Raw genomic sequence first — 14873 nt, 5'->3', positions numbered from 1 at the left:
CAGGTAGTGCCAGGTTCGGGAGATTGCTTCGCGTGGCTCACAATGACGGGGGTTAGGCTGTTTTGTCTCCCGGGTTATGCTGCCCCAGCGCCCACTGTACATGTTCACGTACCAGCTCCGATGGGTGGTTGCTGCGTGACTGCAGCGCCTCGATAACCGCTTCACTCCGGCTGCTGTTTCCCAGCGCAACAGCAATGTTCCGCAGCCAGCTGATATGCCCGATGCGGCGAATGGCTGTTCCTTCTGTAACACGCAGGAATTCGGCTTCGTCCCATTTGAACAGGTCGATCAGGGTACGGCTGTCGAGCCGGTGGCGCGGGGTGAAGTCGGATTCTTCGCTCGGTCGTGAAAAACGGTTCCAGGGGCAGATTAACTGGCAGTCATCGCACCCGTAGATGCGGTTGCCTATGCCCTTGCGCAGCGCTTCCGGGATGCTGCCATGCAGTTCGATGGTCAGGTAAGAGATGCAGCGTCGTGCATCCAGTCGGTAGGGCGCGATAATGGCCTGCGTTGGACAGATGTCGATACAGGCCTGACAACTGCCGCAATGGTTTTCCGAGGGATCATCGACCGGTAAGGGCAGGTCAGTGAACAGTTCCCCGAGGAAAAACCACGAGCCTTCACGGCGGTTGATCAGGTTGGTGTGCTTGCCGATCCAGCCCAGCCCGGCTTTTTGCGCAAGGGCTTTTTCCAGCACCGGTGCGCTGTCGGTAAAGGCGCGGAAGCCAAACGGACCGACCTGTTCTGCAATGCGCTCCGCGAGCTTCTGCAGGCGCTTGCGCAATACCTTGTGGTAGTCGCGCCCGAGTGCGTAACGCGAGACATAGGCGCGCGCAGGGTCATCCAGCACCGTGTCGGCCTGGTCGGCCTGGCCCGGCCAGTAGTCCATGCGTACGGAAATAACGCGCAGTGTACCCGGCACCAGTTCCTGTGGGCGGCTGCGTTTGCCGTCGTGAGCTGCCATGTAGTTCATTTCGCCGTGAAGATTCTCACCCAGCCAGCTCAGCAGGTGTGCTTCGTCTTTATCCAGGTCTGTATCGGCAACACCGGCTTGCTGGAAGCCCAGATCCCGGGCCCAGGTTTTTATGTCCCGCGCAAGCTGCACGAAGTCGATACTGTCACGACCCGGTGAAATGTTGGATTTGGGTGAAAGCGTCACGGTGCGGTATGGTTTGCCAATGCCTATCTGGAAAGGACATTGTATGACGGAATCCGGCGCATTGCCGCTTTATACTGCAGCCGGTGTACGTGAGCTGGATCGCCTCGCCATCGAAGGGGAGGGGATTGCCGGCTATACCCTGATGTGCCGGGCCGGACAGGCGTTGTTCAACAGCATTGCCACAAACTGGCCTGCCTGCACACAAATCAATATTTTGTGTGGTGCAGGCAACAACGGCGGTGACGGTTATGTGCTGGCGCGCCTGCTGCGTGAGGCGGAGCGCGCGGTCAGTGTGCAGTACCTCGGTGATCCCGGGCTGTTGAAAGGTGATGCGGCAAAGGCTTTCACAGATTTTACAGCCGCAGGTGGTGAAGCGACGGCTTTTGAAGGTGAGCTGATAGCGGCGTCCTTACACGTCGACGCCATGCTTGGCACCGGGCTGACACGCGTCGTGGAAGGGCGCTGGCGGCAAGCCATCGAGGTGCTGAATGCCCGGTCGGCCCCGGTGCTGGCTGTCGATATCCCCAGCGGCCTGGACGCGGACAGCGGAGACATCTGCGGTATCGCCGTGCGTGCGCAGCGGACCCTGACCTTTATTGGCCGCAAACGTGGTCTGTATACCGCACGCGGCGTGGATTGTACGGGCGCTGTCGATTTTTCTGACCTGGACGTTCCGGCAGCTGTCTACGAGCGCCAGCCGGCACATGCCTGCCTGCTGCAACAGCCACCACTCGGTCCACTTGCTCTGCCCCGCGCACGTAGTAGTCATAAAGGTGATTTTGGTTATGTACTGGTTGTTGGTGGTGGCGCCGGCATGCCAGGTGCACCGCGTCTCGCTGCCGAGGCCGCAGCCCGCTGTGGTGCCGGACTGGTTTCCGTTGCAACTCACCGTGATAACGCAAATGGACTGAATGCCGGTCGCTGGGAGTTCATGGTGCGGGCTGTCATGCATACCGATGAGTTGGCGCCATTACTGCAACATGCCAGTGTGGTAGTGATCGGCCCCGGCCTTGGACAATCACCCTGGTCAAGGCAGTTACTTGAAAGGGTGTTGGAAACGGCATTGCCGCTGGTACTGGATGCCGATGCCCTCAATTTGCTTGCACGTGATCCCCTGAAGCGTGATAACTGGATACTCACGCCGCATCCCGGTGAGGCTGCACGTTTGCTCGGTAGCAGTACAAAAGCCATCCAGCAGGATCGATTTTCTGCACTCGAATCACTGCGTGCAAAGTATGGCGGAACCATTGTACTGAAAGGTGCAGGAACGCTGATTGGCGATGGTGGTCTGCCCGCGATTTGTGCTGCCGGCAACCCCGGCATGGCCAGCGGTGGTATGGGCGATGTGCTCAGCGGTGTGATTGGTGCACTGCTTGCGCAGGGGCTTATGGCGGGTGATGCGGCGCGTGCTGCGGTCTGCCTTCATGCGCAGGCCGCAGACCGGGCCGCCGCAGCGGGCGGCGAGCGGGGGCTGCTGGCCGGTGATCTCATGCCGCTGTTGCGCGAGGGGCTCAATGGCCGCACTTGATGTCCGCCTGGAAAATCCCGAAGCGACCGAAGTCTTTGGCCGCCGCCTGGCAAGCTGTCAGCAGGCGGGGCTACTGGTATACCTGTACGGCGACCTTGGCGCCGGCAAGACCACACTGGTGCGCGGCTACCTGCGAGGCCTGGGTCACCAGGGTCGGGTAAAGAGTCCGACCTATACCCTGATCGAGCCCTACCAGACCGAACACGGAAGGGTGTATCACCTTGATCTCTACCGTCTGTCCGACCCTGATGAATTGGAGTGGATCGGGCTGCGAGATCTGTTCGACGGTGAGAGTGTGTGCCTGATCGAGTGGCCGCAGCGTGGTGAGGGGGTGTTGCCGGAGCCGGATGTGGATATTCGCCTGAGCGCAGAAGGGCAGGGCAGGCGACTGATGCTGGAAGCACTCTCACCCCGCGGAGAACAAGTTGCCCGCTGTCTCGGGAGCCTCTGATCGATACATCGTACACATTAATCCGTAATACCCATTAATCTGTCATACCCATACGATCCGTCATTCCGGCGTAGGCCGGAATCCAGTGGTTTCAATAAGATGGATACCGGCCTGCGCCGGTATGACGGAAAGCGCATTAACCAGAGACTCTCCAGGTTATTCCATAGCAAAAAATCAACTCATATACACAGCCCCAACCAATGCTTCACTTGAATTCCCAAGTATCGGGTCTATCCCGGTGAGATTTAAAGAGATTTGTTGAAATTTATCATAGAATGCGCTATATCTTTCACCATGGCGTTTATTAACCGGAAGGAAAAAGAAAAGTGAAGCGCTTCGGCCTGCTGCTGTTTTTGCTACTGACATCTGTCGCGAATGCCGGTTCATTGCAGGTCAATGGCGTGCGGCTATGGGCGGCACCTGACAGTACGCGTGTTGTTTTTGACGTAACCGGCCCTGTTGAGCACCAGTTATTTACCCTCAAGGGACCGGACCGGCTGGTTATTGACCTGAAACATGCCGGCATCGACCAGGCACTGGTGAAACAGCTTCAGGCGAGCGGCGTGGTCAAGGGGTTACGCAGCGGTCCGCGCAACAAGGATGACCTGCGCCTGGTGCTGGATCTCGCCAGCCCGGTTAAACCGAAGAGTTTTGTATTAAAACCCAACGATCAATATGGCCACCGGCTGGTCATTGATCTGTTTGGTGCCGGAGAAGCGAGCAAACGTCAACCCAAAACGGTCAAGGCTGTTACCGAGCCCACCCGCTTGCGTGACCTGGTGATTGCTGTCGATGCCGGTCACGGTGGTGATGATCCCGGTGCGCGCGGTCGCAAGGGGACACGCGAGAAAGACGTGGTGCTGGGCATCGCGCGAAAACTGGCCGCGTTGATTGACAAAGAGCCGGGCATGAAAGCGGTGCTGGTTCGTACTGGCGACTATTACGTGGGCCTGCGCAAGCGCATCAACAAGGCGCGCAAGCACCGTGCCGACCTGTTTGTTTCCATTCATGCCGATGCGTTCCGCGACCGTCGTGTACACGGTTCTTCGGTATATGTGCTGTCAAGGCGCGGTGCCTCGTCGGAGATGGCGCGCTGGCTGGCGGCACGTGAAAATGCGGCTGATCTGGTCGGTGGCGTCAGCCTGGACGACAAGGATGATCTGCTGGCCGAGGTGTTGCTGGATCTGGCGCAGACCGCGACACTGGAGACCAGTACCGGAGCAGCCAGTAACGTGCTGTCGGAGCTAAAAAAACTTGGCAAGGTGCACAAGCGGCAGGTTCAGCACGCCGGTTTCGTGGTGCTGAAATCGCCCGATATTCCTTCCATGCTGGTTGAAACCGCATTTATTTCCAACCCTTCCGAGGAAAACCGCCTGCGCAACCGCAAGCATCAGCAAAAAGTTGCGAATGCGATTTTCAGGGGTGTGCGCCGTTATTTCACTTCCAACCCGCCGGCGGGTACACGACTGGCAGCCGGTAAAACACCGCGTCGTCACGTGGTGCGCCGTGGCGACACGCTGAGCCATATCGCGCAGCGCTACGGGGTTAGTATGAATTCCTTGCGCAACAGCAACCGACTCAAGGGTGACCGCCTGCTGGTCGGGAATGTACTGAAGATACCTTCCAGGGGCGGTTAGCCTGCGAGCTGCTACGGTTCGCCCCGGCGGCGTATTTCACGGTACCATCCCGGCATGCGTATTCATGCCCTCGAACCCCAGTTAATCAACCAGATCGCCGCCGGCGAGGTTATCGAACGCCCGGCTTCGGTATTGAAGGAACTGCTGGAAAACAGTCTCGATGCCGGTGCGACACGTATTGAAGTGGATATCGAGGAAGGCGGCAAGCGCCTGATCCGTGTGCGTGACAATGGGCGCGGTATACACCCCGATGACCTGGGGCTGGCCCTGTCGCGCCATGCAACCAGCAAGATCGCTTCACTGGAGGATCTTGAACAGGTGATGAGCCTGGGTTTCCGTGGTGAGGCATTGCCCAGTATTGCTTCGGTATCGCGTCTGCTTGTTCAGTCACGTACGGGCAATAGCGACACTGGCTACCAGGTGCGTGGCGATGGTCGTGAGACGACGCAGGCGCCGGAGCCGGTTGCGCACCCGCCCGGGACCACCATTGAAGTGCGTGACCTGTTTTTCAATGTACCCGCGCGACGCAAGTTTCTGCGTACGGAAAATACCGAACAGAAGTATCTTGATGTGGTGATCCAGCGTATTGCACTGAGTCGGCCGGATGTTGAGTTGACCGTGCACAAAAACCGCAAACCGCAATATCACCTGCGTGCCGGTAACGGTGATTCAGCACAGCTGGAGCGTCTGCGTAGCCTGCTGGGTAGCGCCTTTGCCGACCAGGTTTTACGCATCGAACATGAAGCGGCCGGATTGCGCCTGTCCGGCTGGATTGCGCAGCCGACTTTTTCCCGCAGCCAGGCGGATTTGCAGTTCTTTTTTGTTAACGGGCGAGCTGTACGCGACAAGCTGCTGGCGCACGCGGTGCGGCAGTCTTTCCAGGATGTATTGTTCCACGGGCGCCATCCTGCCTTTGTGCTGTTCCTGGAACTGGACCCCAGGATGGTCGATGTGAATGCGCACCCGGCCAAGTCCGAGGTGCGGTTCCGTGAATCGCGGCTGGTACACGATTTTCTGTTTCGTACCTTGCATAACGTCCTTTCCGACTTGCGTCCGGCTGACGACCAGCTGGCGCCGCAACCGATGCGGCCGCTGCCCGGGTCGGGGCAGGGCTATGGTGGTGCGGCAGCGCCCCGTCAGGGCGGATTCCCCTTACAGGTTGCCGAACAGGTTGGGCAGTACGACCGACTACACGGAACAACGGGCAATAGCGCGGTGGTGGCATCCGTTTCGTCGCTGTATGGCGATACCCGGCGCCCACCGCATGCGGTTCACGAGAATGAAGCCGTGGATATCCCTCCGCTGGGATTTGCACTGGCGCAACTGAAAGGTATTTATATCCTGGCCGAAAACGCGCAGGGTCTGGTGCTGGTGGATATGCACGCTGCCCACGAACGCATTACCTACGAGCACCTCAAAGCCGGTTTCGCGGAGCAGGGTATTCGTTCCCAGCCGCTGCTGGTGCCCTTGAGTCTGGCGGTCAGCCAGGCCGAGGCGGAGTTGGCTGAAACACGACGCGACTGGTTTGCCGCGCTGGGTTTCGATATAGACCGCCAGGGCCCGGAGCAACTGGTCGTCCGTCAGGCACCGGCACTGCTGGCCGGTGGAGATGTCGAAGCACTGGTGCGCGATGTAGTGTCCGACCTCAATACCCACGGCAGCAGCCAGCGTATCGAGGAGGCCATCAACGAGCTCTTGTCCACCATGGCTTGCCACGGTTCGGTGCGCGCCAACCGGCGTTTGACCCTCGAGGAAATGAATGCCTTGTTGCGTGACATGGAACGTACCGAACGTTCCGGTCAGTGCAATCATGGTCGGCCCACCTGGGTTCGTTTCAGTCTTGGCGAGCTGGATGCCCTGTTCATGCGCGGCCAGTAATCCGTGACACAACCCCTGGTCATCTGTTTGATGGGGCCCACTGCGTCCGGCAAGACCGGTGTGGCGGTCGACCTGGTGCAGCAGTTGCCGCTGGATATCGTCAGTGTCGACTCGGCACTGGTTTACCGTGGCATGGATATCGGTACGGCAAAACCGGACGCTGAAATGCTGCGTATTGCGCCGCACCGGCTGATCGATATCCGCGATCCCGTGCAGCCTTATTCCGCTGCCGGGTTCCGCGATGATGCGCTTCAGGAAATTGCATCCATCCACGCGGCAGGCCGGACGCCCTTGCTGGTAGGCGGCACCATGCTGTATTTCCGGGCGCTGGAGAGAGGCCTGTCCGAGTTGCCCTCTGCCGACCCGGAAGTGAGGGCACGGCTTGAAGTGGAGGCAGAGGCCGGTGGCTGGGCGGCCATGCACGAACGGCTGGCACGTATCGACCCTGTGGCGGCGGCACGCATCCACCCCAATGACCCGCAGCGTATCCAGCGGGCACTGGAGGTCTATGAAATTACCGGCGAATCCATGACCCGGCTGTTCGAGCGCTCGGGTGAGACAGCTCCGCCACTGCGTTTTCTGAAAATCGTACTGGCTCCGGCTCAGCGCGAGGTGCTGCACGCACGTATCCGCCAGCGTTTTGACATAATGCTCGGGCAAGGATTTCTGGACGAAGTGAGCGCCCTGCGTGCGAGGGGCGATCTCGAACCCGATATGCCCTCCATGCGTGCGGTGGGCTACCGCCAGGCCTGGGCACACCTTGACGGGAAACTATCGGCGCAGGAATGGGTCGAACGGGCTATTGTGGCGACTCGTCAGTACGCCAAGCGGCAGCTCACCTGGTTGCGCAGTGAGGGGAATACAAACTGGATTGATCCGTCAGACAAGGATGCAGCCGTACGTGTCCACGCGCTCATCGAGCGCGCTGGCGCAGCAGGCAATTGAACGTGCTATAGTTTTGCCCGTCAGGAAAATATTTAACCACACGGGATGTGGCACAATAACTTCGTGTACACCGGAGCCCGGCATGAGCACGTGCTGGTACACGTTACTATAAGAAGGAGAAATGACATGGCCCGAGGGCAGTCACTGCAAGAACCCTTCCTGAATGCACTTCGCAAGGAGCGTATTCCTGTAGCCATTTACCTGGTAAATGGTATTAAACTGCAAGGACAGATTGAGTCGTTTGACCAGTTTGTGGTCCTTTTGAAGAACAGTGTGAGCCAGATGGTGTACAAGCATGCCATTTCGACTGTTGTGCCGGCACGAAATGTGCGGCTGGCGAGTGGAGACGAGAATCAAACTACAGACGCCGGTAATAGCTGATTTCCTTCGTATGTTCCCGCAACCGGGCCTCGTGGTAGTGAGGTCCGGTTTCGAATATCCCCATGTTTGAACGTCCCCGCAGTGGTGAGCGGGCGATCCTCGTTCATGTCGATTTTCCCGGTGAGTCCGAGCCTGAAGACCTGCTCGAATTTACCGACCTGGCACGCTCCGCCGGTGCCGAGCCGGTGGCTACGGTCACCGCCAGTCGCAATGCGCCTGATTCAAAATATTTTGTCGGTTCCGGCAAGGCCGAAACCATCCGTGAACTGTTACTGGCGGAAGAAGCCGAGCTGGTTATCTTCAACCATGAACTGTCGCCGAGCCAGGAGCGCAACCTGGAAAAGCTGTTCAGCGCGCGCGTGCTGGACAGAACCGGGCTGATCCTGGATATCTTTGCCCAGCGCGCGCGCTCCTTTGAAGGCAAATTACAGGTCGAACTGGCGCAACTGCGTCACCTTTCCACACGATTGATCCGTGGCTGGACCCACCTCGAGCGGCAGAAGGGTGGTATCGGCCTGCGTGGGCCGGGTGAAACCCAGCTCGAAACCGACCGCCGGTTACTCGGTAACCGTATTAAACAGATTCACAAGCGCCTGGAGAAGGTCCGTAGCCAGCGCGCCCAGGGCCGGCGTGCACGTAACCGGGCCGAAGTGCCGACCGTGTCACTGGTCGGTTATACCAATGCCGGCAAGTCCACCCTGTTCAACCGGCTGTGCGCAGCGGATGTTTACGCAGCTGACCAGTTGTTCGCTACACTTGATCCGACCCTGCGACGCTTTGATCTTCCGGGATTCGGACCGGTGGTACTGGCTGACACAGTCGGTTTTGTGCGCAAACTGCCCCATGAGCTGGTGGCGGCGTTTCGTTCCACGCTGGAAGAGACGCTGGAAGCGGATTTGCTGCTGCACGTGGTAGATGCCCACGACCCGGAGCGCCAGACGCGTATCGAGCAGGTCAACGAGGTGCTGGCGGATATCGGCGCCAGTGCAGTGCCGCAGCTGATGGTCTACAACAAGATTGACCTGAGCGGTGAGCCGGCACGGTTGCTGCGCGATACTGAAGGCAAAGTGACGCGGGTCTGGTGTTCGGCGGCCAGTGGCGAAGGGCTGGACCTGCTGGAGAGCGCCCTGTGCGAGTATTTCATGCCGGACCAGGTGCGCGGCTGGCTGCATCTGCCACCCGGCGCCGGGCGGCTGCGCGCCATGATCTTCAAGACCGGAGAGGTCCTGAAGGATGAACCGGACCCTGCCGGCGGCTGGTGGCTGGAAGTGACCATCAGCGGCCGCGAGCTGGACGATCTGTACCGCCGCGAGGGTCTGGAATATACCCTGCAACCCGACCGGGATTCGGCCGATGTTGCGGGCGCGGCGCAAGCTCCCTAGAATCCCCTGTTTCGAGCACCATAAACCAGCATTTTTTGAACAACGGAGTCATACATGGCCTGGAACGAGCCGGGAGGCGGTAATAACAAGGATCCGTGGGGTGGTCGTAACGACCAGGGCCCACCCGATCTCGACGAGGTCGTAAAGAAGATGCAGGACAAGCTGGGCGGCCTGTTCGGTGGTGGCCGGCGTAGCGGCGGCACCGGTGGCAGCGCTTCAGGCAAGGGCATGGCGGGTTTCGGCCTGATTGCCGGTATTGCCTTCGTGGTCTGGTTGTTTTCCGGCATATATATTGTCGATGCGGGTACGCGCGGCGTAGTGATGCGCTTCGGGGCCTTTACCGAGGCCACCATGCCCGGCCCGCACTGGCACATCCCGTATCCCGTCGAGCAGGTCGAGATTGTCAATGTCGAACAGCGGCGTTTCGTGGAAATTGGCTATCGCTCAGGCGCCGGCGGGCAGGCCGGGCTGACGGTCGAGCGCGAAGCCTTGATGCTGACCAAGGACGAAAATATCGTCAACGTCCAGCTGGCCGTACAGTACCAGGTCGATGACCCGGGCAAGTATCTGTTTAATGTTCGCCAGCCGGATGCCGTGCTGAAGCAGGTAGCGGAAAGTGCCGTGCGTGAGGTTATCGGCAAGAGCGAAATGGATTTTGTGCTCAAGGAAGGTCGTGCTGAAGTTGTCAGCCGCGTCAAGGCATCGATGCAAAACGTTCTGAACCAGTATGACAGTGGCATGCTGGTCTCCGATGTTAACCTGCAGGATGCACAGCCACCGGAAGAAGTGCAGGGTGCCTTTTCCGATGCCATCAAGGCGCGTGAGGACAAGGAGCGCCTGAAGAACGAGGCTGAGACCTATGCGAACGAAGTGATTCCAAAGGCCCGTGGTCGGGCTGCGCGTCAGACGCAGGAAGCGCAGGCCTACAAGGAATCGCTGATTGCCAAGGCCGAGGGTGAGGCCAGCCGCTTTACTGCGCTGCTGAAGGAATACAAGAAGGCGCCGGAGGTGACCCGCAAACGCCTGTACCTGGAAACCATGGAATCCGTTTTGACGCGAACCAACAAGGTGCTCGTGGACAGCGATAATGCCAATAACCTGATGTACCTTCCACTGGACCAGTTGATGAAGCAGAGCACCGCCAGGCGCAGTAGTGGGACCAATGTCAGTGATGCCTTTACCGGCACAGATTCTGACAAGACCGTGGCGCCGAAACGACCGGCTCGACGCACGACCAGGGAGACGCGCTAATGGTTAACGGAAAAGGTTTTATCCTGGTGCTTGCGCTGGTGGCGCTGGTGATCGGAAGTTTCTCGATGTTTACGGTCAGTCAGTGGGAAAAGGCGATCATGTTCCGTCTGGGCGAAATTCGCGAGGCGGATTTCAAGCCTGGGCTACACTTCAAGATTCCGTTTATCAATAACGTGCGCAAGTTCGATGCCCGTATTCTGACGCTGGATGTCGAGCCGGAACGTTTCCTGACAGCAGAAAAGAAAAACGTCATCGTGGATTCTTTTGTGATGTGGCGTGTGGCCGACGTGACACGTTACTACACGGCGGTGTCCGGTGATGAGCGCCACGCGCGCCTGCGCCTGGAGCAGATCATCAAGGACGGCATGCGTGGGCAGTTCAGTAAACGAACCATCAATGAGGTGGTGTCCGGTGAACGTGACGAAATCATGCGTGCCCTGACCGCGGAATCCAATGAACAGGCCCAGGAAATCGGTATTGCTATCGCGGATGTTCGTATCAAGCGTATCGATTTGCCTGCTGAGGTCAGCAACTCCGTGTACCGTCGTATGCAGGCCGAGCGTGCGCGCGTTGCCAAGGAGTTCCGCTCACGCGGTTTCGAGGAGGCGGAGAAAATACGCGCCGATGCTGACCGCAAGCGACAGGTGATTATCGCCGAAGCCTACCGTGATGCCGAGCAGGTGCGAGGCGAGGGTGATGCAACCGCTGCCGAAATTTATGCGAAGGCCTACGGCAAGGACAAGGAGTTCTACAACTTCCACCGCAGTATGGAGGCGTACCGGGCAAGCCTTGGAGGCAGTGGTGACATGATGCTGCTGAGTCCGGACAGCGAATTCTTCCGCTATTTCGGCAAGGCCGGTAACTAACGCCAGCCGGCGAATGGCGTATAATGCAGAGTCCGGACGACGTGATGTCGTCCGGCTTTTTTTTGGAGTGTGCGATGTGGAATGATCTGTGGGCAGCGCTGGCGTTGCTGCTGGTCATCGAGGGCATTGCGCCGTTCGTAAATCCGGGTGCCGTGAGGCGTATGATGGCCACGCTGGCGCAGATGGATGACCGGAGCCTGCGCATCGCCGGGCTGGTGAGTATGCTGGCCGGCGTGGCTTTACTGTACTGGGTTCGCTAGGAAGTACCAACGTGATGAAAGGCAAAAATCGCTGGTTACTGCCCGAGGGCATCGAAGAGCTGCTGCCGGAACCGGCTGCGCGGCTGGAGCAGTTGCGTCGTGAACTTCTGGATTTGTATCGTGGCTGGGGTTACCAGCTGGTCATCCCGCCACTCGTCGACTATCTCGATTCCCTGCTTACCGGTGCCGGCCACGACCTCGACCTGCAGACGTTCAAACTGATCGACCAGATGTCAGGCCGCCTGCTGGGGCTGCGTGCCGATATGACGCCACAGGCTGCACGCATCGATGCACATGGTTTGCAGCGTGAAGCGCCCAGCCGTCTGTGCTACCTCGGTACTGTACTGCACACACGACCGGACGGGTTTGCCGGTTCGCGCAGTCCCATGCAGGTTGGTGCAGAACTGTTTGGCCACGCCGGTGCGGAGAGCGATGTTGAAATTCTCCAGCTGATGGTGGCGACACTGGGTCTGACCGGTATCGATGATGTGTACATCGACCTGGGGCACGTGGGCATCTACCGTGGACTGGCGCGTGATGCCAACCTGGATACGGAACAGGAAGCCTTTCTGTTCGATGCCCTGCAGCGCAAGGCGATTCCGGAAATCAGTGAATTTCTCGCCGAACTGGAGTTGTCCACGACACAGCGTGAACGCCTGGCCGGGCTGGCGACACTGAACGGTGACAGCGATGTCCTGCAGCGCGCCCGTGATCTGCTGGAGGGTAGCGGCGACAGTGTCATGGCTGCCCTGGATAACCTGCAGCATATCGCGGACCTGGCGGCACGGCGTTTACCGGATGTCAGCCTGCATTTTGATCTCGCCGAGCTGCGTGGGTATCAATACCAGACCGGTGTCGTGTTTGCGGCCTTTGTCGCCGATCGTGGCCAGGAGATCGCACGTGGCGGGCGCTATGATGACATCGGCAAGGTGTTCGGTGTCGCACGGCCTGCCACCGGTTTCAGCACGGACCTGCGCTCGCTTATGGAGCTGGGTAACCGGCAATGGCCGGCACCAGCGGGCGGGATTCTTGCGCCAGCCGAAGACGATGCCACATTGACAGAAACCATCGCGTCGCTGCGTACTGCGGGTGAAATCGTTATTCGGCAGTTACACGGCCAGCCAGGTAATGTTGCAGAAACGGGTTGTGACCGGGTGTTGCACTGGGATGGTTCGCAGTGGGTTGTTCAGTCGCTCGGCGCCTGAACCGGCATCAGTTTTTTAACAGATTCAGGAAACAGGGTTGGGAGTTCCATGGGCAAGAACGTAGTTATCATCGGTACGCAATGGGGTGACGAAGGCAAGGGTAAGATTGTTGACCTGCTGACGGACCGGGCATCCGCCGTGGTGCGCTTCCAGGGTGGGCACAACGCTGGTCATACACTGGTCATCGAAGGCAAACAGACGGTGTTGCACCTGATTCCCTCCGGCATCCTGCGCGTCGGCGTGCGATGTCTGATCGGTAACGGTGTGGTGTTGTCACCGACCGCCCTGCTCGAAGAGATTAAAACCCTGGAAGGCAATGGTGTGCCGGCCCGCGAGCGACTCGGCATCAGTGAATCCTGCCCGTTGATCCTGCCGTATCACATTGCGCTCGACCAGGCGCGTGAAGTTGCGCGCGGTAAAAAAGCCATTGGAACCACCGGGCGGGGCATTGGCCCGACCTACGAAGACAAGGTTTCGCGGCGTGGTATCCGCCTGGGTGAACTGCTTGACCCGGAGCATTTCAAGGAACGTCTGCGCGAAGTCATGGAGTACCATAACTTTGCGCTGGAACATTATTTCAAGGCCGATACGGTGGATTACCAGAAGGTGCTTGATGAGGCGCTGGCGCAGGGTGACCAGATTGCTCCTATGGTCGAGGATGTACCGGGCACACTGCACAAGCTGCGCGCCGAAGGCAAGAGTGTGATGTTCGAAGGCGCGCAGGGCGCCTTGCTCGATATCGATCATGGCACCTATCCCTATGTCACGTCTTCGACCACCACTTCCGGTGGTGCGGCAAGTGGCAGTGGTGTGGGGCCGCGTGCACTCGACTATATTCTGGGTATCGTCAAGGCCTACACCACACGTGTCGGTGCAGGTCCGTTTCCGACCGAGCTGTTCGATGACGATGGTCAGTACCTGGGAGAGAAGGGGCATGAGTTCGGCGCAACCACCGGACGTCAGCGTCGTTGCGGCTGGCTGGACGTGGTATCACTGCGTCGCTCACTCGATGTTAACAGCGTCACCGGCATCTGTATTACCAAGCTGGACGTGCTGGATGGCATGGAGACGGTAAAAATCTGCGTGGCCTACAAGCTGGATGGCAAGGAAATCACTATTCCACCAGTGGGTGCCGACCTGATGGAGAAATGCGAGCCGGTGTTGATAGAAATGCCGGGCTGGAAGGATTCAACTGTTGGCACCAAGTCACTCGACCAGTTGCCGCAGCCCGCGCGTGATTACCTGGACAAGGTAGAATCACTGTGTGGTGTGCCGATTGATATAATTTCAACCGGTCCGGATCGTGAGGAAACGCTGATCAAGCGACATCCGTTCGAGTAGCTCCCCTGTCAATTCCCCCATTCCCTGTCATTGCAAGGAAGCCTTGACCCGATACTTGAATGCACACCAAAAAAAACCCCGCCGGAGCGGGGTTCTTCGTATCGGTTTACCCGATGAGGTATTACCTAGGCAGCAGTAACATTGGCTGCCTGGAGGCCTTTAGGGCCTTTTTCTACTTCATAGGTGACCGGCTGGCCTTCGGCCAGCGTTTTGAAGCCAGAGCCCTGGATCGCGTTGAAATGTACGAACACATCATCGCCGCCGGCATCCTGAGAGATAAAACCAAAACCTTTGGACTCGTTGAACCACTTTACAGTACCTGTAGCCATATCTTTATTTACCTTAAATTAATTGAACAAATAGTAGAGTTGCATACAGGTAATGAAACGAGAAATTCATGGGGTGACGCGGAGGTAACAACCAAAACTGCGAATAACAAAATCTGTAGCTTCAGCCATTATAGGAGAATCTTTCTGTTTTCGCCAGAAATATTATCGTAGTTCAGCGAAATATGCCGGATTTGCCATGATCGATGAGGAATATCGCTAAATTTTGGCGTCCCCATGGAATGTTTTCCCTGGACTGTATG

14 protein-coding genes are annotated in these 14873 nt (G+C 58.4%); 12 read left to right on the top strand and 2 right to left on the bottom strand.

The window, feature by feature from the left end; translation table 11 throughout:
• Window positions 1–52 precede the first annotated feature (52 nt).
• Window positions 53–1159, bottom strand: coding sequence for a tRNA epoxyqueuosine(34) reductase QueG (gene queG, locus DFR30_RS11565; RefSeq protein ID WP_207891890.1), 1107 nt, complete (start codon window positions 1157–1159; stop codon window positions 53–55).
• Between the two features lie 43 nt (window positions 1160–1202).
• On the opposite strand from queG, the gene DFR30_RS11560 reads away from it, so the two are divergent.
• The 12 genes from DFR30_RS11560 to DFR30_RS11505 all read left to right on the top strand — a co-directional run bounded on the left by DFR30_RS11560 (window position 1203) and on the right by DFR30_RS11505 (window position 14284).
• Window positions 1203–2687, top strand: coding sequence for an NAD(P)H-hydrate dehydratase (locus DFR30_RS11560; protein ID WP_132973399.1), 1485 nt, complete (start codon window positions 1203–1205; stop codon window positions 2685–2687).
• Complete coding sequence (gene tsaE / locus DFR30_RS11555) at window positions 2674–3138, top strand: tRNA (adenosine(37)-N6)-threonylcarbamoyltransferase complex ATPase subunit type 1 TsaE (protein ID WP_132973397.1); 465 nt, start codon at window positions 2674–2676, stop codon at window positions 3136–3138. The genes DFR30_RS11560 and tsaE overlap by 14 nt, the downstream gene beginning before the upstream one ends.
• Window positions 3139–3464: 326 nt before the next feature.
• The gene (locus DFR30_RS11550; protein WP_132973395.1) at window positions 3465–4775 is read left to right on the top strand and encodes an N-acetylmuramoyl-L-alanine amidase; all 1311 of its coding nucleotides are present in this window, start codon (window positions 3465–3467) and stop codon (window positions 4773–4775) included.
• Between the two features lie 54 nt (window positions 4776–4829).
• Window positions 4830–6653, top strand: coding sequence for a DNA mismatch repair endonuclease MutL (gene mutL, locus DFR30_RS11545; RefSeq protein ID WP_132973393.1), 1824 nt, complete (start codon window positions 4830–4832; stop codon window positions 6651–6653).
• A gap of 3 nt (window positions 6654–6656) precedes the next feature.
• Window positions 6657–7598 carry a tRNA (adenosine(37)-N6)-dimethylallyltransferase MiaA gene (gene miaA / locus DFR30_RS11540; protein WP_132973391.1) on the top strand — a complete coding sequence of 314 codons (942 nt, stop codon included), beginning with the start codon at window positions 6657–6659 and terminating at the stop codon, window positions 7596–7598.
• Between the two features lie 126 nt (window positions 7599–7724).
• A complete protein-coding gene (hfq, locus tag DFR30_RS11535) occupies window positions 7725–7979 on the top strand; it encodes an RNA chaperone Hfq (protein WP_132973389.1) in 255 nt (84 codons plus the stop codon).
• A 62-nt stretch (window positions 7980–8041) separates the two neighbouring features.
• Window positions 8042–9361 (top strand): ribosome rescue GTPase HflX, encoded by a 1320-nt coding sequence (gene hflX / locus DFR30_RS11530; RefSeq protein WP_132973387.1) that lies wholly within the window; start codon window positions 8042–8044, stop codon window positions 9359–9361.
• Window positions 9362–9415: 54 nt separating this feature from the next.
• The gene (gene hflK, locus DFR30_RS11525) at window positions 9416–10612 is read left to right on the top strand and encodes an FtsH protease activity modulator HflK (RefSeq protein ID WP_132973385.1); all 1197 of its coding nucleotides are present in this window, start codon (window positions 9416–9418) and stop codon (window positions 10610–10612) included.
• Window positions 10612–11478: a protease modulator HflC gene (gene hflC / locus DFR30_RS11520; protein WP_132973383.1), complete on the top strand. Its 867-nt coding sequence runs from the start codon at window positions 10612–10614 to the stop codon at window positions 11476–11478. Before hflK ends, hflC begins: the two co-directional genes overlap by 1 nt.
• A 74-nt stretch (window positions 11479–11552) precedes the next feature.
• Window positions 11553–11738 carry a DUF2065 domain-containing protein gene (locus DFR30_RS11515; protein WP_132973380.1) on the top strand — a complete coding sequence of 62 codons (186 nt, stop codon included), beginning with the start codon at window positions 11553–11555 and terminating at the stop codon, window positions 11736–11738.
• 14 nt (window positions 11739–11752) lie between these two features.
• Window positions 11753–12943 (top strand): ATP phosphoribosyltransferase regulatory subunit, encoded by a 1191-nt coding sequence (locus DFR30_RS11510; protein ID WP_132974465.1) that lies wholly within the window; start codon window positions 11753–11755, stop codon window positions 12941–12943.
• A 48-nt stretch (window positions 12944–12991) separates the two neighbouring features.
• Window positions 12992–14284 carry an adenylosuccinate synthase gene (locus DFR30_RS11505; protein WP_132973378.1) on the top strand — a complete coding sequence of 431 codons (1293 nt, stop codon included), beginning with the start codon at window positions 12992–12994 and terminating at the stop codon, window positions 14282–14284.
• A gap of 125 nt (window positions 14285–14409) precedes the next feature.
• Here DFR30_RS11505 and DFR30_RS11500 read toward each other — a convergent pair whose 3' ends face one another.
• Window positions 14410–14613, bottom strand: coding sequence for a cold-shock protein (locus DFR30_RS11500; RefSeq protein WP_132973376.1), 204 nt, complete (start codon window positions 14611–14613; stop codon window positions 14410–14412).
• Window positions 14614–14873 lie beyond the last annotated feature (260 nt).

Source organism: Thiogranum longum (genome assembly GCF_004339085.1).
Classification (GTDB): Bacteria; Pseudomonadota; Gammaproteobacteria; order DSM-19610; family DSM-19610; genus Thiogranum; species Thiogranum longum.
This window is presented reverse-complemented; position numbering and strand designations above follow the sequence as displayed.